Annotated in this window: 24 protein-coding genes and 2 pseudogenes; 9 read left to right on the top strand and 17 right to left on the bottom strand. The window is 55.0% G+C overall.

Annotated elements, in window-relative coordinates:
- Positions 1-108 precede the first annotated feature (108 nt).
- Genes mmsA through RSAL33209_RS01085 form a run of 3 tightly spaced genes read left to right on the top strand, consistent with a single transcriptional unit; the run spans position 109 to position 4,069 of the window.
- Positions 109-1,671, top strand: a complete 1,563-nt coding sequence (gene mmsA, locus RSAL33209_RS01095; RefSeq protein ID WP_012243728.1) for a multiple monosaccharide ABC transporter ATP-binding protein — start codon at positions 109-111, stop codon at positions 1,669-1,671.
- Between the two features lie 27 nt (positions 1,672-1,698).
- The gene (gene mmsB, locus RSAL33209_RS01090) at positions 1,699-2,937 is read left to right on the top strand and encodes a multiple monosaccharide ABC transporter permease (RefSeq protein ID WP_012243727.1); all 1,239 of its coding nucleotides are present in this window, start codon (positions 1,699-1,701) and stop codon (positions 2,935-2,937) included.
- Positions 2,938-2,977: 40 nt separating this feature from the next.
- Positions 2,978-4,069: a substrate-binding domain-containing protein gene (locus RSAL33209_RS01085; RefSeq protein WP_012243726.1), complete on the top strand. Its 1,092-nt coding sequence runs from the start codon at positions 2,978-2,980 to the stop codon at positions 4,067-4,069.
- An 84-nt stretch (positions 4,070-4,153) separates the two neighbouring features.
- On the opposite strand, the gene RSAL33209_RS17360 is transcribed toward RSAL33209_RS01085, so the two are convergent.
- Positions 4,154-4,528: a hypothetical protein gene (locus tag RSAL33209_RS17360; RefSeq protein WP_169305775.1), complete on the bottom strand. Its 375-nt coding sequence runs from the start codon at positions 4,526-4,528 to the stop codon at positions 4,154-4,156.
- Positions 4,529-4,906: 378 nt separating this feature from the next.
- Between RSAL33209_RS17360 and RSAL33209_RS17355 the strand changes: the two are divergent.
- Together RSAL33209_RS17355 and RSAL33209_RS01080 are read left to right on the top strand one after the other, a co-directional pair.
- Positions 4,907-5,023 (top strand): annotated as a pseudogene (locus tag RSAL33209_RS17355) (substrate-binding domain-containing protein); the annotation flags it as partial.
- A 175-nt stretch (positions 5,024-5,198) separates the two neighbouring features.
- Positions 5,199-5,552 (top strand): hypothetical protein, encoded by a 354-nt coding sequence (locus RSAL33209_RS01080; RefSeq protein ID WP_041684272.1) that lies wholly within the window; start codon positions 5,199-5,201, stop codon positions 5,550-5,552.
- A 42-nt stretch (positions 5,553-5,594) separates the two neighbouring features.
- On the opposite strand, the gene RSAL33209_RS18430 is transcribed toward RSAL33209_RS01080, so the two are convergent.
- From RSAL33209_RS18430 to RSAL33209_RS01060, 4 genes are read right to left on the bottom strand one after another with little or no spacing between them, the layout of a single operon-like run.
- A complete protein-coding gene (locus RSAL33209_RS18430; protein ID WP_080503731.1) occupies positions 5,595-6,248 on the bottom strand; it encodes an ABC transporter permease in 654 nt (217 codons plus the stop codon).
- A gap of 12 nt (positions 6,249-6,260) precedes the next feature.
- The gene (locus tag RSAL33209_RS19465; RefSeq protein ID WP_012243721.1) at positions 6,261-7,484 is read right to left on the bottom strand and encodes an ABC transporter ATP-binding protein/permease; all 1,224 of its coding nucleotides are present in this window, start codon (positions 7,482-7,484) and stop codon (positions 6,261-6,263) included.
- A 3-nt stretch (positions 7,485-7,487) separates the two neighbouring features.
- Entirely contained in the window at positions 7,488-7,685 is a 198-nt protein-coding gene (locus tag RSAL33209_RS01065; RefSeq protein ID WP_155116068.1) for a hypothetical protein, read from the bottom strand.
- A 29-nt stretch (positions 7,686-7,714) separates the two neighbouring features.
- Positions 7,715-8,527, bottom strand: coding sequence for an efflux RND transporter periplasmic adaptor subunit (locus RSAL33209_RS01060; protein ID WP_012243718.1), 813 nt, complete (start codon positions 8,525-8,527; stop codon positions 7,715-7,717).
- Positions 8,528-8,823: 296 nt separating this feature from the next.
- Between RSAL33209_RS01060 and RSAL33209_RS18420 the strand changes: the two are divergent.
- Positions 8,824-9,120, top strand: a pseudogene (locus RSAL33209_RS18420) (Gfo/Idh/MocA family protein); the annotation flags it as partial.
- Positions 9,121-9,367: 247 nt separating this feature from the next.
- Entirely contained in the window at positions 9,368-9,823 is a 456-nt protein-coding gene (locus RSAL33209_RS18415; protein ID WP_411740980.1) for a hypothetical protein, read from the top strand.
- A 110-nt stretch (positions 9,824-9,933) separates the two neighbouring features.
- On the opposite strand, the gene RSAL33209_RS01050 is transcribed toward RSAL33209_RS18415, so the two are convergent.
- The 8 genes from RSAL33209_RS01050 to RSAL33209_RS01020 form a co-directional block, all read right to left on the bottom strand.
- Positions 9,934-10,647: an ABC transporter ATP-binding protein gene (locus RSAL33209_RS01050; RefSeq protein ID WP_012243716.1), complete on the bottom strand. Its 714-nt coding sequence runs from the start codon at positions 10,645-10,647 to the stop codon at positions 9,934-9,936.
- The gene (locus RSAL33209_RS01045; RefSeq protein ID WP_012243715.1) at positions 10,634-11,494 is read right to left on the bottom strand and encodes an ABC transporter ATP-binding protein; all 861 of its coding nucleotides are present in this window, start codon (positions 11,492-11,494) and stop codon (positions 10,634-10,636) included. Before RSAL33209_RS01045 ends, RSAL33209_RS01050 begins: the two co-directional genes overlap by 14 nt.
- On the bottom strand, positions 11,491-12,663 hold the full coding sequence (locus tag RSAL33209_RS01040) for a branched-chain amino acid ABC transporter permease (RefSeq protein WP_012243714.1): 1,173 nt from the start codon (positions 12,661-12,663) through the stop codon (positions 11,491-11,493). Before RSAL33209_RS01040 ends, RSAL33209_RS01045 begins: the two co-directional genes overlap by 4 nt.
- Positions 12,660-13,181, bottom strand: coding sequence for a branched-chain amino acid ABC transporter permease (locus RSAL33209_RS19900; RefSeq protein ID WP_425313886.1), 522 nt, complete (start codon positions 13,179-13,181; stop codon positions 12,660-12,662). Before RSAL33209_RS19900 ends, RSAL33209_RS01040 begins: the two co-directional genes overlap by 4 nt.
- A gap of 2 nt (positions 13,182-13,183) precedes the next feature.
- Positions 13,184-13,567, bottom strand: a complete 384-nt coding sequence (locus tag RSAL33209_RS19895; protein WP_012243712.1) for an ABC transporter permease subunit — start codon at positions 13,565-13,567, stop codon at positions 13,184-13,186.
- Positions 13,568-13,919: 352 nt separating this feature from the next.
- A complete protein-coding gene (locus RSAL33209_RS18410; RefSeq protein ID WP_012243711.1) occupies positions 13,920-14,645 on the bottom strand; it encodes a branched-chain amino acid ABC transporter substrate-binding protein in 726 nt (241 codons plus the stop codon).
- Positions 14,646-15,231: 586 nt separating this feature from the next.
- A complete protein-coding gene (locus tag RSAL33209_RS15760; protein WP_012243710.1) occupies positions 15,232-15,720 on the bottom strand; it encodes a DoxX family protein in 489 nt (162 codons plus the stop codon).
- A gap of 204 nt (positions 15,721-15,924) precedes the next feature.
- Entirely contained in the window at positions 15,925-17,178 is a 1,254-nt protein-coding gene (locus RSAL33209_RS01020) for an NADP-dependent isocitrate dehydrogenase (protein WP_012243709.1), read from the bottom strand.
- A gap of 248 nt (positions 17,179-17,426) precedes the next feature.
- On the opposite strand from RSAL33209_RS01020, the gene RSAL33209_RS01015 reads away from it, so the two are divergent.
- On the top strand, positions 17,427-18,371 hold the full coding sequence (locus tag RSAL33209_RS01015; RefSeq protein WP_012243708.1) for an aldo/keto reductase: 945 nt from the start codon (positions 17,427-17,429) through the stop codon (positions 18,369-18,371).
- A 134-nt stretch (positions 18,372-18,505) separates the two neighbouring features.
- Here the strand turns inward: RSAL33209_RS01015 and RSAL33209_RS01010 are convergent, their stop codons facing one another.
- The 4 genes from RSAL33209_RS01010 to RSAL33209_RS00995 all read right to left on the bottom strand — a co-directional run bounded on the left by RSAL33209_RS01010 (position 18,506) and on the right by RSAL33209_RS00995 (position 22,084).
- Positions 18,506-18,769 (bottom strand): hypothetical protein, encoded by a 264-nt coding sequence (locus RSAL33209_RS01010; protein ID WP_012243707.1) that lies wholly within the window; start codon positions 18,767-18,769, stop codon positions 18,506-18,508.
- 103 nt (positions 18,770-18,872) lie between these two features.
- Entirely contained in the window at positions 18,873-19,346 is a 474-nt protein-coding gene (locus tag RSAL33209_RS01005) for a hypothetical protein (protein ID WP_012243706.1), read from the bottom strand.
- A 115-nt stretch (positions 19,347-19,461) separates the two neighbouring features.
- Positions 19,462-21,078, bottom strand: a complete 1,617-nt coding sequence (purH, locus tag RSAL33209_RS01000) for a bifunctional phosphoribosylaminoimidazolecarboxamide formyltransferase/IMP cyclohydrolase (protein ID WP_411740990.1) — start codon at positions 21,076-21,078, stop codon at positions 19,462-19,464.
- A gap of 82 nt (positions 21,079-21,160) precedes the next feature.
- Positions 21,161-22,084, bottom strand: a complete 924-nt coding sequence (locus tag RSAL33209_RS00995) for an alpha/beta fold hydrolase (protein WP_049758750.1) — start codon at positions 22,082-22,084, stop codon at positions 21,161-21,163.
- Between the two features lie 102 nt (positions 22,085-22,186).
- On the opposite strand from RSAL33209_RS00995, the gene RSAL33209_RS00990 reads away from it, so the two are divergent.
- Entirely contained in the window at positions 22,187-23,647 is a 1,461-nt protein-coding gene (locus RSAL33209_RS00990; protein ID WP_012243703.1) for a glycoside hydrolase family 3 protein, read from the top strand.
- Positions 23,648-23,656 lie beyond the last annotated feature (9 nt).

Below are 23,656 nucleotides of genomic sequence, written 5' to 3'. Positions count from 1 at the left end.
AGTCGTTATCTAGTTGTTGCGTTCAATACTTGACGACAAGGCGTCTGAGCGAGTTTACTTTCTTCAGACGTAAGCACCGGGGCGACGACGGCGTCCCACTGGGAGGGAATGTTCATGTCAGTCAGCGGTACCGATGCTGCTCCGGTGATTCTGGAGATGCGTTCGATCACAAAAGAGTTTCCGGGAGTGAAAGCGCTCTCGGATGTTTCGCTAACCGTACGGGCTGGCGAAATCCATGCGATTTGCGGCGAAAACGGCGCGGGCAAGTCCACTTTGATGAAGGTCCTCTCCGGCGTCTACCCCTTCGGTAGCTACGAGGGTGACATTGTCTACCAAAGCAAAGTCTCTGAATTCCGTGACATTCGCGCCTCCGAAGCGGCGGGCATCGTCATCATCCACCAAGAACTTGCCCTCATCCCAGAGCTGTCAATCACTGAGAACATCTTCCTGGGTAATGAACCAACCTGGTTCGGCATCATCAACTGGAGCGAAGCCCGCAGTCGTGCGGTGGATCTGCTTGCGCGGGTTGGTCTGAGCGATGATCCAGAAACTCCGGTGAAGGAAATCGGCGTCGGCAAGCAACAGTTGGTAGAAATCGCCAAGGCGCTGAACAAGTCAGTCAAGCTGCTCATTTTGGATGAGCCCACGGCCGCGCTGAATGAATCCGATTCACAACACTTGCTCGACCTGATCCGCGGCTTGAAGTCCAAAGGCATCGCGTCGATCATGATTTCGCACAAACTCAACGAGATTGAGGCGATTGCGGATTCAATCACCATCATTCGCGACGGCAAGTCCGTTGAGACCTTGGACGTCAAAGCCGACGGCGTCGATGAAGACCGGATTATCCGCGGCATGGTGGGACGTACTTTGGAATCACGATTCCCGGAGCACACTCCGAACATTGGCGAGGTTTTCTTCGAGGTAAAGAACTGGAACATCGCGCATCCACAGATCGCCGATCGGATGGTTTGCAAGAATGAGTCCTTCACCGTCAAGCGCGGCGAAATCGTTGGCTTTGCTGGCTTGATGGGTGCCGGTCGCACCGAGCTGGCTCGTAGCGTTTTTGGCCGCTCCTACGGAAAATTCCTTTCTGGCACCATCGTCAAAGATGGCAAAGAAATCAAACTACACAATGTCTCTCAAGCCATCGATGCGGGTCTGGGTTACGTCACCGAAGACCGCAAATCACTGGGTCTGAACCTGCTCGATGACATCAAAGCGACGACAGTTTCAGCCGCGTTGAAGAAGATCACCAAAGGGATTGTGATCGACGACGATGCCGAGTACGAGGTCGCGGAGGAGTACCGCAAGCAATTACGTACCAAAGCACCCAATGTCGACGAGGGCGTAGCCAAGCTCTCCGGCGGAAATCAGCAAAAAGTGGTCCTGTCCAAGTGGATGTTCACAGATCCAGACATCTTAATCCTGGACGAGCCAACCCGAGGAATCGACGTCGGCGCAAAGTACGAGATCTACGGCATCATTCAAAGACTCGCCGATCAAGGCAAAGGCGTGATCGTGATTTCGTCTGAGTTGCCAGAGCTACTGGGTCTCTCTGATCGGATCTATACCATCTTCGAGGGCGCTATTACCGGAGTGCTTAACAAGGGTGACGCCGACCAGGAAAGCTTGATGAAGCTCATGACCACCGCCAAGAAGTCCGCTTAGCTAGCGCAATCAACAAGGAACGCACTGATGAACAACATCAAACAGATATTCGGCGGCAATCTCCGCCAGTTCGGCATGATTTTTGCATTGATTGCGCTGATGGTCTTCTTCCAGATCTTCTCTGGCGGCAAGGTTTTCACTCCATTCAATATGCAGAACTTGATCAACGGCAACACTTACGTCTTGATTCTTGCAATCGGCATGGTCCTAGTCATCATTGCCGGACACATTGATCTTTCGGTCGGTTCCGTGGCAGCTTTCGTCGGCATTGTTGTCGCCATTACGATGCGGGACTGGGGACTTCCTTGGTATGTCGGAGTCCTTCTAGGTCTGGTGGTCGGAGCGCTAGTTGGCGCATGGCAGGGCTTCTGGGTGGCAATCGTCGGTATTCCAGCCTTCATCGTGACGCTCGCTGGCATGCTTCTCTTTCGTGGCTTGAATCAGCTCGTTGGTAATTCACAGAGCATCCCAGTTCCTGAGCAAATCCATTTTCTAGGCGGCGGATACCTACCTGAGATTGGCCCAGATACTGGCTACAACAACCTGACCTTACTTCTCGGCGTGGTTTGTTTGGCAGCCTTGATTTGGAGCGAAGTTCGTTCGCGCCAAAACTCGAAAAACCTTGGGGCTGTTGTGCCGCCGCTTTGGGTACCAATTGTCAAGGTGATTCTCGTGGCCGCGGTTATCATCTTCGCGACCTATCTCTTTGCCTCGGGGCGCACGGGCACATCCTTCCCGATTGCCGGTGTCATCCTGGCTGTATTGGTTTTGATTTACGGATTCATCTCGTCGAAAACAATTCTCGGCCGTCACGTTTACGCAGTCGGTGGCAATAAGAATGCCGCTGAGCTCTCTGGAGTAAAGAGCCGCAAAGTGAACTTTCTGGTCATGATGAACATGTCGATCCTGGCCGCGGTGGCAGCAATCATCTTTATTGGTCGTTCTACCGCCTCCGGCCCCTCCGACGGTACCGGTTGGGAGCTTGACGCAATCGCCGCAGTCTTCATTGGCGGTGCAGCAGTGAGTGGCGGCGTCGGCACGGTACTGGGGTCTATGATCGGCGGCCTGGTAATGGCAATGCTGAATAACGGCCTGCAGCTGATGAGTGTTGGGGCGAACTGGACGTCGGTCATCAAGGGGCTTGTCCTCTTGGTTGCAGTTGCCATTGACGTCTACAATAAGAGCCAAGGTCGCAAATCGATCATCGGACTCATGATGAAGAACTTCAGTCGGAGTGAAAAGACCGGGCTGCAGACAAACACCTAATTTCTCATTCAACAATCACTCGAAAAAGAAAGCGACAATCATGGTGAAATTCACTAAGACGCTGACGTCGGTCGCGGCCATTGCTGCCATCTCAGCGCTTGCTCTGACCGGCTGCGGCCGCGGCGATTCCTCCGGCGGCGGTAGCAGTTCAGCCGGCGGCTTCGCTAAAGACGCGACAATCGGTGTTGCCCTTCCGCAGAAGACCTCAGAAAACTGGGTTCTGGCCGAAAACCTATTCAAGTCCGATCTGAGCAGTGCTGGCTTTAAGGCCGACGTTCAGTTCGCCAACAATGGCGCGACTGAACAGCAAAACCAGATCAGCTCAATGATCTCCAATGGCGCTAAGGTCATTATTGTTGGCGCCGTTGATGGCTCGCAACTGGGAACCCAGATTAAGCAAGCGAAGCAGGCTGGAGCTACCATCATTGCGTACGACCGTGCGCTGACAAATACCAGCGACGTCGACTACTACTTGGCTTACGACAACTTCAAAGTTGGTGAGTCGCAAGGCCAAGCATTGCTTGACGGTATGAAAGCAAAAAAGGCCTCTGGCCCCTACAACGTTGAGTGGTTCGCAGGTTCACCCGACGATGCTAACTCGAAGCCATTCTTCGAGGGTGCGATGAAGGTGCTCAAGCCAAAAATTGACGACGGCACAATCAAAGTAGTTTCTGGACAGGTGACTCAGAACGATGCAGCTACCCAAGGTTGGCTTGCTGCGAATGCTCAGAAACGAATGGATACGCTTCTAGCCGGAAACTACACGACTGCATCGCTTGATGGAGTTCTTTCCCCGAATGACACATTAGCTCGTGCCATCATCACCTCGGTCAAAGCTGCTGGCAAGCCGATTCCGGTAGTAACTGGACAAGATTCCGAGGTCGAATCTGTTAAGTCGATCATGGCTGGCGAGCAGTATTCGACTATCAACAAGGACACCAGCAACCTAGTAAAAGCTGCCATCTCGATGGTGACCGATTTGCAACAGGGCAAGACCCCTGAAACAACGACAAAGTCGAATAACGGTACCAAGGATGTCCCGACCAAGTTCCTCGACCCCGTTATTGTCACCAAGGCCAACGCGGCCGAAGCTTACAAGAATGATCAGACCCTAGAACCGCTGACTAAGTAATTCGGTTAGGCACGTGAAGCGGTGCTCGTCAGAGGACGAGCGCCGCTTCCGTTTAAGATCGTTGGTCAAGTCATTTTCGCAGTGTCAGTGCCCAGCGCAACCTAAGATCGTGATTCCAAGAGCCGCGAGAGTTGTGGATACGGACACCCAGCCAAGATCAACCACGACTCCTCCTGGTAAAAATGCGGTGATTGTAAAAAACGCTCCGCCGAGAACACAAGAGGCTGGAACATCGAGGCCACCACTCCCACCTGTATTGATATGTCCAACGTGATTACCACTGATGTAAACATCCAACCACCCAGGACAAGAATTCGGTGCTTTATCGTTCCAGTTGTAACCAACACCCAAATTAATACAGAAATACTCATATTCTCCAGTAGGGGGCATCGCATCTGTATTTTTGGTATCGGCTATCGCGACCGGTGTAGTGGCGGAGACTTGAGCATTGAGCAGCAAGCTCTGTGATTCCAAGTGAGTATTTAGACTGGGCGTTCGATCAGTTGCGGTGGCCGGCGGGGCTAAGAATAGAACTGCACATAGCGCTACCAAGATCCCAAAAAGAAAAGTCTTAGAGAATCGATTGGATCCCATTTTCGTCCATCCTGTTTGTAAGGCTAGACGGCTTGTCTACCCCCACGAACTTCGATCTCTCGCGATTCTTCGAACAGCCGCCAGTCTAGTTCAGATTGATTTACCGAGGTTTGGTGCCTCAGGCGGCTTAATATACGCCAAGAAATATTGTTAGTCAATCAAACGTATTAAGTCGCTGATGTATTCGCTGGGTTCTTGGAAAATGACGAATCCAAACCGGGCTTAGATGCCACTACGAGCGAGCAGGACAACGGCACCAAAAAGGTACCCACCAAGTTCCTCGACCCGGTTATTGTCACAAAGGCCAATGCGGCTGAAGCCTATGCCAATGACCCGACTCTGGGACCGCTAACTAAGTAACAACAGCTGTCTCAAAGATCCGACGCCCCCACCGTAGGGAGGGCCGCCGTTCTGGTTTGCATCGGCGACTATCCTAGGCAAGCTCTGTGAACCGGCTTAGAATCAGAGAACCAGATTCTTGCCAAAGGGGTGGACAAGTGCAAGCCCTGCCTCCTGGCTCTCACAAGGAGGAGCTATGCAACGAATTACCAGGTTTCTCAGCATTATCTCGGCGCTAGCATTGACGCTAGTCGTTTCGATCGGAATCGCGTCACCAGCACAAGCTAACAGCGGTCCGCCATATAATTATGAGTGCACCAGCAACGCCGGGCTAGTACAGAACTGGAACGATAAAGACCCCTACACATGCGTGGGCTATATTGATGTTTTCAATTCGACCGGCGCTCAGGTGGAACACGTCAAAGACGGTGCCAACTCTGCTGAAGCCGTCGACTGCTCTTTTGGGAAACCGGACCAGATCATCGATATCTTCACACCCAGTGAGATCATTGGTTGGGGCTTAGCAGAGTACATTTGGGAAGATTCCTGAATCGTTAGCTTCAACTGTCTATCCACTTAGAAACGAATCGCATCAATCACCTTGACCCGCACCGCAACTAGGGCAGGCAAGGCACCGGCTACGGCGCCAGCAAGAATCGCGGCCCCGAGACCAATCAAAGCGGCGCTGACCGGGAATGGCGGGTAATCTGTCATTCCCGGTCCGATCTTTGATTCGATCCAGGGATTTTTCACCAAGACATATGGCCGCCATGACGCCAAGGATTCCAGGGACGGTCGTGGCTACCACCGACTCCATCAGTACCCCGAAGAACACTCGACCACCAGTAGCGCCAAAGCTTCGCCGAATAACGATTTCTCGCACACGATACCGGATGGTCACCAAGGTGATATTCAGCAGGCTCAAGACGCCCAGGAACATCACCAGGGCCGCGATTCCGGCAATGAGCAGCTGTGCGCTGGCAAAGGGATCGCCTTGGGCTGCGTAGTCGCTCCTCCGGACGTCGGCGGGCACGTTGGGGAAGATCGCAGCAAAGTCAGACCGCAAGGCCTGCACCAGCTGTTGAGCTTGCTCCGGTTGAACCCAGACTTCCAGGCTCATGCCGCTGAAATCTCCAGTACCCTCGGTGGCAATACCCGGTAAGGCATAGGCCATTGGCTGGGCTTGTTCGTACTCGTTGGGCACTACCCCAATGACCACCCTGGTTTTACTCACGTCGCCGGTCATTTCCACTTCGGGCTATTTGTTGAGATCCGGACGACCCATTGCGTCGTAAAATTTTTCGTTCACAACCAGCGCCGGTGTCAGTCGTTGAGCATCGTCGGCAGCAAACCATGATCCCCTGCTGACCTTGAGCCGATGGATGATGTCATAGGCCGGATCCACAATCGAAATTTGTGTCTGTGCCGCGCCATTGATGAATTGGAAGCTACCGTTTGCCGAACCTTTCAAGCTGACATATTTTAAGCCGTATCGGTCTGCCAACTCATCAATTTTCTGCCGAGCGTCGGCTGGCATCTTGGCAGCCATCGTCTGGAAGTACGTTTGGATTGTCGCGGTGCGGCCACTGTACTTTTCTTGGCTCTGCTGCATAGATGCCCGGGCCAAATCGCCTACGCCGACCACTGACGCCAACGCTGCGACCGAAAGCGCCACACCAATCAGCGAGAGCAGCACACGAGCTTTTTGAACTTTGAATTCGCCCCAGGCTTCTACCACTGCAGCAATGAACGCGGTCATGCGGACACCTCTATCTGCGAGCTCAGCCAACGTCGGGTCTTCGGTCAGCACACCGTTATCGAGTCGGAAATGCATTCGGGCCAATCGAGCCACATTGAGATCATGCGTGATCGCCACCAACGCAGCGCCTGTTTCTGCGGCAACGCTATCAAGCAGTTTCATCACGTTTTGCCCCGTCTCCACATCCAGTGCCCCAGTCGGTTCATCAGCCAGAATCAGTTGCGGTCGCCGGACCAGGGCCCGGGCAATCGCCACTCGTTGCTGTTCACCACCAGAAAGTAGCCCTGGCACTGAATCCATCCGATCTGCTAAACCAACCTGTTCGAGCATCGCGGCCGCGAGCGAACGCCGTCGCCAAAACTTGCCGCCGTCGGCATAGAGCAAGGGCATCATCACATTTTCCAGAGCGCTCCGGCCCGGTAGCAGATTGAATTGCTGAAAGACGAAACCCACTGAACCGCCGCGTAATCGTGCTCGCGCACGTTCGCCAAGTCGCTTGGCGTCATTCCCCAGGAACCGGACGCTGCCATCGGTTGGTAGGTCCAGCAACCCCAACAAGTTGAGCAAAGTAGATTTACCAGAGCCCGAACGCCCCGCAATTGCGGTGTGATCGCCTTGACTCAAGGTGAGATTGATCCCGTGCAAGATGGCCAAGGTCTCGTCATTCGGTAAAATCACCGTGCGAGTGACATTTTCCAACTCAATGAGCGTCTCTTCAGCCATTTCTCAGCCACCCACGATAGCTGGGCTGACGGCCGAGTTGCACGGCGTCCCTGGCGGGCAGTTTCCTTGGTCCCCCGTGGCGCCAGGGAGATACTTCAAAATGGTGTCACCCTCGACCAACCCAGAAGTCACCTCAATCGTCTTGCCGTCGCTGAGGCCCAATCCCACTTTGCGCTCTTCGGAGCCCTTTTCCGTCTTCACCCACACCTGGCCACTCTGAAAGGTGCCTTTCACCGCCGTGAGCGGAACAAGCAGCACTTTTTTACGCTGCCTGCGACGAGCGACATCTTCGCACCCAGACCGGCGAAGACCGGGACGCCGGCCGGCACCTTACAGGTCACTTTGCCGGATACTGCGGCATCGTCAGCGGTACCGCCGCCCGATCCGCCAGGACCAGCTTGCTGCCCCATCGACCCGGAACCGCTGGCAGCGCCCGTGCCACCTGATCCAGAGCTACCCGATCCTGATGATTTCCCAGCCAAATCAGCAGCACCAATGCTCACGTTAGGGCATTCAAAAGGTGCCGGACCATTGTTGACAGTCACCGTACTGGTAGTCGGTTTACTCAATAACCGGTATTGTTGCGCGCTGTCCAGATTTCCTTCGATAGACAGGGTCTGTTGGCTGACGCTGCCCACGTTTTGGCCCACGGTAACTTGTTGTTCCAGCAGCACCGGAAAACTATCCAAGGTCCCCGCAATCGGAGCCAATACGCTCGTGTACTTGTAGATCGGCTTGCTTGGCGACGCCTGCTCCGCCCCGGCCTTTCCATCGTTACTCTGCTGCGCCGCATTAGGCTGCTGACGCACCTCAGTTTTCACCTGAAATAGCGGGTCGCCTTCGGCAACCGCCGCCTTGGGATCGACGAAGACTTTGACAACCTCGCCAGCGGCACTGGATAGCACCGGAATCGATGGATCCGAACGGACAGACCCTTTGACCTCGACGACATTATCGATGTTCCCTTTGGCCACTTTTATCGTGGCCTGCTCGATATTGGCCGCGGGTGCCCCGACAACGTTGCTCGCTCGGCTTGAGTCCATCCAGAAAGGCAAGTTTGACTAAGGCGATGGCGATGATTGCGAACACCACAATCCAGACGATCGGAAAACGACTCTTCGCAGTACCCTCACGACAAAACCTCACTCTGATTGATAAATTCTTCTTGCAGCAAGAATTGCATACTCAGTACGTATTAGGCAAGGATGATTGTGCAGCAAAATTCACCCACTAACTGACGCTAGAAGATGGAACAATAGCTCCATGACTAACTCCCCACGTTTCATAGATCGGCCAAGCTGGTTCGCAGGCAGCAACCGGAAGCACGCTGCGCTGGGGTGTGGTTTCTACTGGCAATATCGCTAACTCGGTAACTACCGATTTAGCGATATTAGCCGACGCGCAGTTGTTTGCAGTTTCGTCTCGTACCGCTGAAAACGCGGAAACGTTCGCGCAGCAATTCGGCTTCCAAAAAAGCTACGCCGATCGGGACGGCATTGCCGGCTACCAGCAAATGTTTCAGGATGAGCAGATCGATGTGGTCTACATCGGGACGCCACACGGCCAGCATTTCGACGTTGCTAAGGTGGCGCTTGAAGCAGGTAAGCATGTGCTGTGCGAAAAAGCTTTCACGATCAATGCCCGCGAGGCCGAATTTCTGATCGAGCTGGCACGCGAACGCGGCCTGTTCCTCATGGAAGCCATGTGGGCACGTTTTGTGCCAGGAATTCAACGGGCGCTGCAAATTGCGGCCGACGGCGAATTGGGAACCATCCGCTGGGTGCGCGCGGATTTAGGCTTCCCGGCGCCGATGGATCGCAACTCGCGAATTTTGGCTCCTATCGACGGCGGGGGGCGCACTATTAGACCTCACGGTCTACCCTTTGCTCTGGGTCTGGGGCATGTTCGGCGCACCGGATTCAGTAACCGCGAACGGCTCGCTGACCGATTGGGGTGTGGACGAACAAAATGCGCTGACTTTGAGCTACCAAGGCGGCGGCCAAGCTCAATTGATGAGTTCGTTGGTGGCCCAATGCCCTGGCATTGCGACGGTCGTAGGCAGCCTAGGTTATCTCGAATCCATCGGCTCGATGAATAATCCCTCCGGACTAAGGGTGAGGGCCGGCTGGAATGGCGCTGGTGGGGACACCGACCGAGTCGAAGAATTTACCCTTGCTTGGCGGGGCTACAGCCACGAACTGCGTGAAGTCACTCGATGCATCCAGGCCGAGCTGCAACAAAGTCCCACAATGCCCTGGCAAGACTCGCTCGACATCATGCGATTTTTCGACGGCGTACGCGCGCAAATAGGCGTCGTATATCCGCATGACCTGCAATAGCGCCGGACGCCACTAGCGGTCATCTACGTCATCTACGTCAGCGGGGCAGCTAGTGCGCTCTGCAAGTCTTGCAAACGCGCACCAACTGCCCCGTAAACGATGGCTAGCTTCTAGGCGACGCCAAGATAGGCTTCCTTGATCGCCGGGTTAGCCAGCAGCTCTTTACCCGTGCCGCTTTGGGTAATGGAGCCTGTCTCTAAAACAAACGCTCGGTCCGCTCGAGCCAACGCCTGGTTCGCGTTCTGCTCCACGAGCAAAACCGTGGTGCCCTGCTTGTTGATCTCGGTGATAATCGAAAATATTTGCCGGATCAGCTGCGGGGCAAGACCCATAGACGGTTCATCCAGTAACAACAATTTGGGTCCGGACATGAGTGCTCGACCGATCGCTAACATTTGCTGTTCGCCACCAGACATGGTGCCGCCCAGTTGTTTGCGGCGCTCCTTGAGGCGCGGAAACAAATCAAAGACTCGTTCCAGGTCCGCATCAAGTCCTGATTTATCAGCTCGGCCGAATGCGCCCATGTCCAGATTTTCCGCTACCGTCATGCCAGGGAAAATCCCGCGGCCTTCCGGCGCTTGCGAAATCCCTCGAACCACCCGGATATGCGGTTTAACCTTGGTGATATCTTGGCCTTCAAAAAGGATGCTGCCCTTAGTCGGGTTGAGCAACCCAGAGATGGTTTTCATCGTCGTGGTTTTACCAGCGCCGTTGGCCCCAATCAATGAAACGATTTCGCCTTCATTGACGCTGAAGGACATATTGTGAATCGCTTGGATCCGTCCGTAGAACACCGAGACCTCTTTGAGCTCAAGCAAGGTCATCTTCGGGCTCCCCTAAGTAGGCGGCAATAACTTTCGGATCGTCACGAATTTCGTGCGGCGCGCCGTCGGCAATCTTCTTACCGAATTCCAGCACCACGATTCGATCAGTAACGCCCATAACAAGCCGCATATCGTGCTCAATCAGCAACACAGTATAACCGTCGTCGCGAATTGATCGGATCAAGCCCATCAACTCCTCTTTTTCGGAGGGATTGAAGCCTGCCGCTGGTTCATCTAGGCACAGCACTTTCGGATCCGTCGCCAGGGCACGAGCAATTTCCAGCCGTCGCTGGTAGCCATAGGGCAAATTCCGCGAGAGTGAATTCGCTTGATCGGCAATGCCCACAAACTCCAGCAGCGCCATCCCGCGTTCAATCGAGGACTTCTCCTCTCTAATGTGCCGAGGAGATCGAATAAGAGCACCTACAACGCTCGTCCGGTGCCGTGCGTCCAAACCGACAACAACGTTTTCCAACGCCGTCATCTCGATAAAAAGCCGAATGTTTTGGAAAGTCCGGGCTAAGCCCAGCCGGGTGATTTTATGCCGACGCTTGCCGCCAATCGAATAGCCCTCCAATAACACCTTGCCCGAGGTTGGCTTATAAACCCCGGTCATGGCATTGAAGCAAGTGGTTTTACCCGCACCGTTTGGGCCAATCAGACCGAGGATCTCGCCACGTTTGATGTTGAAGGAGACATTGTCCAAAGCGGTCAACCAGCCAAACTTCACCGTCAAATTTTGCACTTCAATCAGATTGTCACCGATTTCGACGGCGATCTCACGATCCGGGGCGACTTGTTCTGCGACAGCTTCCGATATCGCGCCATTTTCTGGGCTGACGCTCATGCTTTGGCCTCCTTGACTTCCGGGTCGCCGTCGGGGCTTGGTGAATCGGGCCCCGATGCTGAATGCGAAGGTCTTTTGGCTACCTTTTCATAAACTCGTCGGCCGTAAGCCAGCAATTGCAATCTGGCTGCGAGCAAGCCGTGCGCCCGAAAAATCATCAGCAGCACAAGTGCTGCGCCGAAAATCAGGTATTTGTAGTCAGCAATCGCGGTAAAGCGCAACGGCACATAGGCAACCACCGCGCCGCCAATGATCGCGCCAGCCTTGTTGCCTGCACCGCCAAGAACTACCGCAGCCAAGAACAGGATTGAAGTCTGCACGTCGAACTTTTGGTTGTTTACAAAGCCATTCGCCCCGGCAAAGAGCGCACCGGCCAATCCGCCGATGCCTGCGCCTAATGCGAAGAACCAGACTTTGTATTTGAACGTGGGTACGCCCATGATCTCGGCGGCATCTTCATCTTCGCGAATCGAAATCCAAGCACGACCAACACAGCTTCGCTCCAAGTTGCCCACTAAAAGCAGCACAATAATGATCACGGTTATGGTCAGCCAATACCAGGGAGTGCCATTGGAATTGCTAAAAATCGGCACCCCGGACGCATCTTTACCTGGCGGGCGACCAATGTTCTGGAAACCAACCTGACCGCGCATTGCCGGAATGATGGTTGCCATGATTCGAACAATTTCGCCGAAACCCAAGGTGACAATGGCCAGGTAGTCACCGCGCAGCCGCAGCGTTGGCACGCCGAGGATGACGCCAAAGAATATCGTCACCGCCATGGCCACTGGCACGGTCCACAAATACGGAACCTTCACAAAAGGTGAATCCGGGCTAGTCAACATTGCTGCGGTATAGGCACCCACTGCGAAAAAGGCGATATAGCCCAAATCGAGCAAACCGGTATTACCCACCACAATGTTCAACCCGACGGCACCAAGCGCAAAAACTGCCATCTGGAAACAAGCCAAGGCAAAATTGTTGCCCGGCTCAGTAGTGATGATTGGTGGATTGAGCACCGGCAAGGCATAAGCCAAGCCGACGACGATGAGCAGCCAGAGCCATTGTTGCGGACGCGAAAGCGAACGCCATTTTTCGCCTAAACCACTAAACAGACCTTTGCGCTTCTGATTCTTGCTACTGGCAATTCCGCTAGTTGAGGTAGTCATGCTTTGCTCCTTCCCAGGGATTGGCCAAGAATTCCTTGCGGTCTCACCAGGAGCACCAAGACCAGAACCACGAACGCGACGACGTCGGTCCATCGTGAATTCCCGAGCAAGATTTGGCCGTAGTTGCCAATGAGCCCCAAGGCTAGCCCGCCAAGCAGAGAGCCACGGAAGTTACCGATGCCACCGAGCACTGCTGCGGCGAATGCCTTAATTCCCAAGACGAATCCGCCGTTGTAGACGACGCCGGACGGCACTTTCATGACATAGAACAAAGCAGCGGCTCCGGCGAGAATTCCGCCGATGATGAAGGTGGTGACGATAATTCGATCTTTATTGACGCCCATCAAGGTTGCGGTATCTGGATCCTGAGCTACCGCACGGATGCCACGGCCCGTGCGTGAGCGTCGAATGAACTGGTCGACCACGATCATCATGATCACCGCCGCCACGACAATCACAATTTGCTGAGAATCGATGATCGAACCGAACACCTCGAATATCGGTGTCGGTTTGAACATCGTCACGGCCGGTATGCGACCCGTTCCAAAACGTAGGCCACCGCTGCCGAGGCGATCATTGCCACGACCATAGCCAGAACGGGGTTCAAAATGATTGACCAAATGTCGAGCCGCGGCGCAGAAGGACCGAAGCCTAATGATGTCAGTGTGAAAACCACACCGTAGCAGCCGACAATGAATACTTCTGAGTGGGCAAAGTTAATGAGATTGAGCACCCCGTAAACCAGGGTGTAGCCGAGCGCCACGAGCGCATAAATTGCGCCGAAGGTCAGGCCGTCGAAGGTAACGCTCCAAAAGTTTTGAGCGAGTGAGTTGACGTCGAAGGTGATCCATTCACCGTCGGTTGGAACTAGCTGTGGGACAGCATGGATTAAGGTAGCGAGCATTGAGTGGTCCTGACGATGCCGAGTAGGTGAGACAAGTCCAGCCCTTGAAGGGCTGTTGCGGTGCCATCACGGCCCGCAACAGCCTTTTCAAGGACCGCTAGCTAATCGGGCCTACCGGCGCAATCTTGCCGTTTTCGATCTTGTAACCGTAGACGGTTGGTGTGGCCAACTCGCCTTTGTCGTTCCATTTGTAGTGCTTAGCAAGACCATCTTTGTCGTATGACTTGACCCAAGAAAGCAGGTCAGCTCAGGTCTGCTTGCCAGCATCAATTCCGGCCAACAGCACAGTGGTGACGTCGTAGCCTTCAATGGAATACGTTCCGGGCTCCACGCCGTTGGAGATCTTCTTGTACTACGAGGCAAAGTCCGGAATCAACTCGCCCGGAATGCAAGGGCAAGTGAAGTAGGCATTCTTGGACGCATCGCCGGCCTGCTTGATTAACTGGTCATCTTTGACGCCGTCGGGCCCAAGAAAAGTGCCTTCCCAGCCCTTGTTGACCAGACCCTGGTCAAATGGTGCACCCTCAGCGTAGTAACCGGCGTAGAACACCGCGTCAGCCTTGGCGGTCTGAATCTTGGAAATCACCGCGGAGAAATCCTTCTGCCCGGTGGTCACCTTTTCAGTTCCTGCCAAGTTGTCTTTGCTCAGTTCGCTGGAGACTGCGGTGCCCAGGCCAATGCCGTATTCCGAATCGTCCTGCACAACGAAAACCTTTTTAGCTTGCAGTTTTCCCGTTAAGAACTTGGCAGCTGCTGGTCCCTGCACCGAGTCATTACCCAAGCCACGGAAGAACGTCGTCCAACCTTTGGTAGTCAAAACTGGAGCGGTAGCAGACGGGGTGATATGCACCAGTCCGGCCTGTTCAAAGATATTTCCGGTCGCTTTTGACTCACCCGAGAACGGCAGGCCGACGACGCCGATGACGTCCGCCTGCGTGGTCACCTGGGTAACTGGGCCGTTGGCTTTATCCGGCGAACCTTCAGTGTCATACTTGCTGAATTTCACCTGGCAGCCAGGGTTGTTTTCGTTATGCTGATTGATCGCCAGCTGAATGCCGTTGTAGATGTTGATACCCAATTGAGCATTCGGGCCGGTCTCGGCGCCGATGTACGCGAGTGTGGTGTTTGCCGGGCACGTAGCCTTGCCATCGCCCTTAGGCGAGACGGGGCGTTCGGCGGAATATCGACCTTGGAGATTGACGGGATATTCACTTTCCCGCCGCCAGAGGCCCTGCTATCCCCCGGTGTAGCAGCTTGATTTGCACAAGAACTCATCAAAAATCCAACTGTTACCACTACCGCGATAGTGGAAAGAACTTTCTTCCGGTTCATCAATTTCCCTTCCCAACAGCGGTACGGGCAGGCGTGCGGGTTGGCCCGGCCTCATACCGAATATGATCCAGAACACTAAAGCCAATTAGCTATTTTTGGACATACTTTAGGTGGAAAATTCAGGTAACGAATTTTAGGCAAAATCGTTACCAAATGTGATCTACATCACGTGATTGTGCAACCTTTCACGACAAAAAGCAACCGCTTGTTTCCAGTTTTAAAACAAGCGGTTGCTTTGATGGTCAAAACTGACCTAAATTCGGTATTTTTCGGCTGCCACCAGAACCGCGCTCATCCTGGGCAAATTCATCGATTTACGGCATCTCAGGTACTCAAACCGTAACGGTTTGTGGCTCCTCGAACGCCGCATGCCCCCGCCCCTTGGCCGTGATGGCAGCAAAAATCTTGTCAACAGAGAGCGTACCGCCACCAGCGAATGCCAAAACCAGAGCCGCCACAAAGTAGAACCAAAGTGATCCGGCAGTAATCCCGGGCGCGTCGGTAAAGAGCGGATCGCCTGCTGCAGTAGCAAGCCAGATCAGAAACATCATCAAAGCAGCGAGTCCGCCAGCAACTCGGGTAAACACGCCGAAGATCAACGCGATGCCTAGGCCGAATTCGCCAAGAATTACTAGCCAGCTGGAGATCTCAGGCAAAGGAGCTCCCATCGCCTGAAAGTTGGCGACACATCCCTGCGGACCGGCGAGGATTTTTTGCGTGCCTTGGATTGTCAACATGGCGCCGAGAAAAACCCGCAGAATTGTCAGACCAAGCTGGGTGGTCAACGGATTTCTTGCGGTCAAGTGGTCGTTAGTGGCCACGATAGAACCTTTCGTAGGGTGTCAAATACAAGCACCCGCCCGTGCTGACGCAACATCTTTTCAAGGAAACCTTAGGATTACCTCAGAAAATGTTCTCCCACGTCATGCAGAGTCACGCAAACGAAAACGATCCCTCCCCACAGGGAAGCGCCGTCCGTAAACTGAGCAGAGCTAGTCGGCTCGCTGAACTAGCCAGCCAAGGAATTAGCCAGCCAAGCGTGCCGAAAGGTTTTCGTCCAAAGCTGCCAAGAAGTCCTCGGTGGTCAAGAACGCCTGGTCCTGGCTGACCAAGAGCGCGAGGTCCTTGGTCATTTTGCCGGACTCGACAGTCTTGATAACGACGTCTTCAAGGGTCTCCGCAAACTCGATTACCTCGGGGGTGTTATCGATCTTGCCGCGGTGCATGAGACCGCGAGTCCAAGCGAAGATTGACGCGATCGGGTTGGTCGAGGTGGGCTTACCTTGCTGGTGCTGACGGTAGTGACGGGTCACAGTGCCGTGAGCAGCCTCAGCTTCAACCGTCTGTCCATCCGGTGTCATCAGTACTGAAGTCATCAAGCCGAGTGAGCCGAAGCCCTGTGCCACGGTGTCTGACTGCACATCGCCGTCGTAATTTTTACAAGCCCAGACGTAGCCGCCCTCCCACTTCATCGCGGAGGCAACCATGTCATCGATCAAGCGGTGCTCATAGGTCAGACCTGCGGCGTCGAACTGATCCTTGAACTCGTTGTCGAAGATCTCCTGGAACAGATCCTTGAACTGGCCGTCGTAGGCCTTCAGGATGGTGTTTTTGGTGGAGAGGTACACCGGGTAGTTGCGCTGCAGACCGTAAGCAAAGCTAGCCCGGGCAAAGTCCTTGATCGAATCGGTGAAGTTGTACATACCCATGGCCACGCCGCCCGCTTCCGGGTAGCTGACGACGTCAAACTTCATCGGCTCGGAGCCATCTGCCGGCTCGAAGCTCATGGTGAGCTTGCCCGGACCGGGAACCTTGAAGTTGGTGGCGCGGTACTGATCACCGAAAGCGTGCCGACCAATGATGATCGGCTTGTTCCAGCCCGGCACCAGGCGCGGGATGTTAGAGATGATGATCGGCTCGCGGAATACGACGCCGCCCAAGATGTTGCGGATGGTCCCGTTCGGGGAAACCCACATTTTCTTCAAGCCGAATTCTTCTACGCGGGCTTCGTCCGGGGTGATTGTGGCGCACTTGACGCCAACGTGGTGCTCTTTGATGGCGTTCGCAGCATCAATGGTCACCTGATCATCGGTGGCGTCCCGGTTCTGGATAGACAGATCGTAATAACGCAGATCAATGTCAAGGTACGGGTGAATCAGGCGGTCTTTGATGAACTTCCAGATGATACGAGTCATTTCATCGCCGTCGAGTTCGACGACGGGGCCAACTACCTTGATTTTGTACGCTACAGAACCTTCAGACACTACAGTTCTCCTCATTGCTAAGGGGCCTGGCAGACGCGCGACCGTGCATTACAGGTCAAATCTGCCGGACGGGTAAGGGGGCCCCAGATATTGTCAGGGAATTCTCCACCTCCCACTATGCCACGAGCCGTTGTGCCGTACTAAATCCGTTTCCTTGACGGCGAGCTTCAAGTCAGCTGTCAATTTCCCAGATACGGGAATATTCGGCCAGCGGCCGGGTTGTCGCAACCGGGCCCACACAGATTCTTGAGAGGAACAACACAATGGCGCGCATCGGCACTTCTGACCTTGACGTCTTTCCATTAGCTCTAGGAGGCAATGTTTTCGGCTGGACCGCAAATCAAACGCAGTCCGAAAATGTCTTGGATGCTTTTGTGTCCAGCGGCGGTAATTTTATTGATACTGCAGATGTCTACTCCGCCTGGGCTCCGGGAAATTCGGGCGGCGAATCCGAGACTCTGATTGGTGAGTGGCATGCGGCGCGGCGCAATCGTGATCAGGTGGTTATCGCCACCAAACTGAGCCAGCATCCTCAGTTCAAAGGACTTTCAGCTGCTAATGTTTCGGCCGCAGCTGAAGCGTCGTTGCAGCGGCTGCAAACCGACTACCTCGATCTGTACTACGCACACTACGACGATGTACAAACGCCGCTGGAAGAGACGGTGGCGGCATTAGACGGCCTAGTTCGTGCTGGAAAAGTTCGCTATATCGGCATCTCAAACTACTCGTCGGAACGAGTCGCGGAATGGTTGAAGATTGCGAACGCGGGCGGATATGCCTTACCCGTTGCACTTCAGCCGGAATACAACCTCGTCGCGCGAAAGAACTTTGAGCAGACTTTGGCTCCGATAGCTTCAGCTCACAACCTCAGCGTATTTCCTTACTATTCGCTGGCCAGCGGATTCCTGACCGGGAAGTACCACTCTGCCGAAGACTTTGCGCTCTCACCTCGCGGGGCTGGTGCCGAAAAGTTCCTCAACGCTGATGGTCTTGGCGTGATCGATGCGCTGAGTTCTATCGCTGAATCCCACAATGCAACTATCACGACGACGGCGCTCGCTTGGTTGCTGGCTAAGCCAGCAGTAGCTGCCCCACTCGCGTCGGCGCGAACCGTGGAGCAACTGCCCGATTTGCTCGCCGCAACCAGCCTCAAGCTGACTGTTGAAGACGTCGCTACTCTGGACAGCGCTTCAGCGAGGTTCGCCTAACGGCTTCTTCCGCATTGCGGCGGCAAATTTATCCCAGCAATTTTATCCCGGTGAGCTGGCCAGTTCAGCGGGATAAAACAACTATGTCCCACTGAGCATGCTGACTCAGCGGGACATAGTTTTAAGCGAGGACGTTAGCTGTTGCCCAACGGACCTGAACTGCGCGCCATGCTATTGCGCACCGCGCTCTCATTCACATACTTATCGCCGGACTCGCGGCCAGAATCAGTAGCCAGCTGCAAGGCTTTCTCCTGGTGACTCAGCACGCGTTTGCGCGAAATTCTGGGTTGGATGACCAGAAACCACAGAGCGAGGAGCCCGACTACCGCCACGATGGCGATGCCGATCCAGATTCCGGAAAGATCCATCGGCGTGCTAACTACTTCGGTGTAACGCATGATGCACTCCTGACATCGGCGAACAAGCAGCTACCGCCTGCCCAGTTAATCCAGTATAGCTCCAAACTAATGCGGCTGCTAGAAAGCGCAGATCACGATTTTGCTACACGGTCGGATCAGTCGGCTGCTGGTATTGCTGCGGCGGCTGTTGAGCCTGCGGCGTCTGGTAACCCTGCGGTGCGGGATTTTGCGGTTGATTCTGGCCCTGGAATTGCGGTGCTGCTTGGTTAGGGTACTGCTGTTGCGGCGGGTAATACCCTTGCGGCCCATGGTCTACCGACTGAACTACTAGTTTACGCCCCTTGACCGAAGCCGAAATATTAGAGACGCGCACCACGACCGGCACGATGAGCAGTGGCAGCCCAACCCATACGGTTCGCGTACTGGGCAGATTGACGTAAATTCCATAACCAATGAAGCCCAGGCCCAGCAAGATTCCGGCCACACGCCCACCAACTGGGATTTTGGGCAGCAGCGCGGAGATCACCATCAGGGCACCGAAAATGAACAACGCCAGGATCATGAGGTTAGTGAAATCGTCAGTCATCCTGAACGCAGGCAAAACGGTACTGAACATAGAAGTCCCCTAGATACGGTGGCTAACCACGATGAATTGCGATATAGAGAACCATAATCGCAAATTCACAACTGTGCCACAGGAAACCTCTTTAAACCGCAGTACGGCTCAAAGATCAGTGGAAGAAGTGCCGCGCGCCCGTCAGATACAACGTCACACCAGCAGCATTAGCTGCGGCAATCACTTCGTCGTCGCGCTTTGACCCACCTGGCTGCACCACGGCACGAACTCCAGCATCGAGCAGGATTTGCAAGCCATCAGCAAAAGGGAAGAAAGCATCCGAAGCAGCAACCGCACCGCGAGCACGTTCAATCGGGTTTCCGTCGGCATCAAGTGCCAAGGTATTCGCCCGCTCCACCGCCAATTTACAAGAATCCACCCGGTTAACTTGTCCCATACCAACGCCTACCGCAGCGCCGTCGTGAGCTAGCAGAATCGCATTCGACTTCGCCGCCCGAATTGCGCGCCAGGCGAAGGTCAAATCAGCCAATGTAGCTTCATCGGCCGCTTCACCAGCCGCAAGTGTCCAATTGCTCGGGTTGTCTCCTTCGGCTTCAATGGTATCCGCCATCTGTACCAAAACCCCACCGGAAACTTGGCGGTACTCCGCGGCATCCCGACTGTAACCTTCTGGAAGGGTCAAGAGTCGAATGTCTTGACGCAGTTGCAGCCTTTCCAAAGCTTCTGGTTCAAAGGACGGCGCAATAATGACTTCGGTCAAAACACCTTTTAGATTTGCCGCCAGCCCGGCGGTCACCGGACGATTGACCGCGATCACGCCACCGTAAGCGCTCATCGGGTCGCAGGCGTGTGCCCGGGCGTGTGCCTCGGCGACCGGATCGACCGCATCTGCCGAAGCGACGGCAATGCCGCAGGGATTTGCGTGCTTGATGATCGCCACTGCGGGTTCGCTGAAATCGAAGGCGGCCCGCAACGCGGCGTCAGCGTCAACAAAGTTGTTGTAGCTCATGGCTTTTCCGTGCAATTGATCCGCCTGGGCAATACCGGGCGCGGCCGCCTTGTCTACGTAAAGCGCGGCAGCTTGGTGCGGATTTTCGCCGTATCGGAGCACTTCCGATCGTTCCAACGCCAGGCCCGCATACGGCGGCCAGTTGTTCGCAGGATCAGTGCCGTCGCCAAATTGGGCCGCCGTCCACGAGGCAACTGCCGTGTCATAGGCAGCGGTATGCGCAAAAGCCGCAGCTGCCAGCTGCTGACGCACGGCCAAACTGAAGCCGCCCTGCTGTGCGGCCAATACGACGTCGACATAACGCGCTGGGTCTACTACAACCGCCACTGAAGCGTGGTTCTTCGCCGCAGCACGCACCATAGAGGGACCACCAATGTCGATCTGTTCGACGACTGCGTCCTGCTCAGCGCCGGATCGAACCGTCTCAACGAAGGGGTAAAGATTCACCACGACCAAATCAAAAGCATCGATCTGATGGTCAGAGAGCTGCTGCACATGGTCCGACAAGCGTCGATCCGCCAAAATGCCTGCATGAATGCGGGGGTGTAAAGTTTTCACCCGGCCGTCGAGCATCTCCGGCGAGCCAGTAACCTCTTCAACCCCGGTCACTGGGATACCTGCTGAGCGCAGCCGAGCTGCCGTGCTGCCAGTGGAGACAATCACCACACCTGCGGCGTGCAGACCCGCGGCTAATTCTTCAACGCCAGTCTTGTCATAGACCGAGATGAGCGCTCTGCGGATGGGGATCAGGTCAAACTGCACAGATGTCACAAAAATCTCCGTGGGGTGATCTGCAAAGCGCCTTGACTGGGCCGCAGAATTTTCGGTGGGATACCCAGTAAGTTTATGCCACGTCGGCAGCAGCAGAATGCGATCCAATCCAGTCCTTGGTAATTCTGGCTAGTTCGGGCGCATGACTTGCTGGCCACCAATGCCCACCGTGAACTGGCAACGTGTCGGTATGGGGCGCCCACTCGTGCACTCCCTGGGCAAGGTCTACCGAGACGAATCGATCTTGGATGGGCTGCACCAAAAGCGCTGGCACCTTAGTACTGCGTTGCAATTTGGCCCTGGCAGCTGGCAAAAACTCGGACGTGCGAACCTTTCGTATCCCGGTGTTGGCCCGATACAGAGCGAGCCCGCGTGCTGCATTGGTACCCAGCCCGTCTTCCTGCACGCCCGTGCGGAGTCCAGAGATCACCTTGGGCAGCATAATTTCTGGCAGCTTAGGCAGCTGGAAAAACAGGATGTACCAAGATTTAGCCAACTGTCCTAGGCCTTGAAGGCGGGTTTGCCGGTTACTCAGCGTGCGCTTCAGCCAATGTCGATAATGTCGCAAATCTGGCCCCGAGACCGAAAGCAAAGACTGCACTCGCTTCGGCGCTCGCTCATCGCGCACTGCTGACCAGGCTTGGACTGAGCCCCAGTTGTGCGCCACAATATGCGCCTTGTCCACGCCGACTGAATCGAGAACCGCATAAACATCGTCGACAAGGTGCTCAATCACAAAGGGTGCCAAGCCACCGACGGTTACCCAGGACTTGCCGGCGTTACGGGAGTCATAAGCAACGAGATGGAAATCCTCGGCCAGCTCGCCGATGAGCGGGGACCACAAGCGATGATCGTCCGGAAACCCGTGCATTAGCAGCACGGTCTGCACGCCTGGCCCGGGTTCTAAGCCAAATTCAAACACGGCAATGTTGGCACCGTTCACCGGCACAGTACGCGGTCTTGGCAAAGTGCCGCCCGGAACCTGAATCTCACCCATCGCCAAACCATATCGGAGCTTGCTGAGATAAAACCCGAAAGGATATGGCAAACTTGTTGCCGCCTAATTGACAGCCTCGCGAGCGGCACATAAGTTCGGCGGATGACCTCTGAGAATCTACTGCGCGAAGTCAATGGCGTGATCTGGCCCGGCTTCTTGGGTAGTAGTGTGCCCGATTGGCTCAATGACGCGCTCAGTGACGGCTTAGCGGGAGTCGTATATTTTCGGCAAAACATCGAATCCGCCAAACAGCTGAAGGATTTGTCAGCCCAAATCCGCACGCTCAATCCGTCGGCAATTATCGGCGTCGATGAAGAGGGCGGCAATGTTACCCGCTTACAGACCGAACACGGTTCGCAGCTTCCGGGTGCCGCAGTTCTTGGCCGACGCGACGAGCTAGCTGTGACCGAAGCCGCCGGCACAGCCATCGGACGGCTCTGCCGGCAAAGCGGCATTAACCTGGCGATTGCGCCGGTTGCCGATGTCAATACCAACCCGGCAAATCCCGTTATCGGCGTCCGGTCGTTTGGCGCGGACACCGGTTTAGTCGCCCGACACACTGCTGCCATGGTTCGTGGGATTCAAAAAACCGGAATTGCCGCATGCGCCAAGCATTTTCCCGGCCACGGGGATACGCACACAGATTCTCACCTTGGGTTGCCTCGGCTGGAATTCGATGTGGCTCAACTACGCGAGCAGCATCTGCCGCCGTTTCAAGCTGCGAGCGAGGCCGGCGTCGAGGCTGTTATGACCGCCCATATCGTCTTAGCCGACCTTGGCGAGGAACCGGCCACCACTAATTCCTCAACGTTGCAGATGCTGCGCGAAAGCGGGTTCGACGGCGTAATCATCACCGACGCACTCGATATGGCGGCAATCAGAGAAACAGTCGGTTCCGGAGCTGGCGCGGTCAAAGCAATATTGGCCGGTACTGACCTGCTCTGCGTCGGCAACCCGGCTAATCCAAGAGCGTCGGCCGACCCCGAGCCTGATCGCACCGATTATTTGGAGGTCCGTGATGCTCTGCTTGCCGCCGTCCAAAGTGGTGCACTCCCCCGTGAACGGCTCAAAGCTGCCTACCAGCGCAATCAATCGCTAGCCACCCGGATTGCCTTAGCTACGGAAAATCCGCACAGCGTCAACAATTCCACCGAAGATCCGGACTGGGTTGACGTTGCCGAAAGCGTGCTGTGGAGCAATGCACCGCTGTCAGAATCACTTTTTGCTGCCAAACGAATTTCTTTGCGGGATCTTCGCGGTGACCAAAATTTGGCCATCGGCGCCGCGGGTAGCTTTTTCCATACCGCATTCGCCGAGTACTTTGAGCTGGTCGAAGCTGATGTGCCCGACGTCGTAATTGCTGATTCTTTGGAGGATGGCTCCAGACAATGGCGTGAACTTTCTCGACTTGCTGCGCTGAACCCAAAGTTGATTTGCCTCAATGCCGGTCTGCGCCCAGTTCAAACGCCGCCAGCGATCACGGTGACCGCCTTCGGTTCCTCCCAGATTAGCGCACAAGAAGTGGCAGGCTATTTCCAAAAATCAGCAGTGCCAGTGCTCTAAATCAAGGGA

Source organism: Renibacterium salmoninarum ATCC 33209 (genome assembly GCF_000018885.1).
GTDB lineage: Bacteria > Actinomycetota > Actinomycetes > Actinomycetales > Micrococcaceae > Renibacterium > Renibacterium salmoninarum.
The sequence above is the reverse complement of the archived record's forward strand: the minus strand, read 5'-3'. Positions and strand labels throughout refer to the sequence as shown.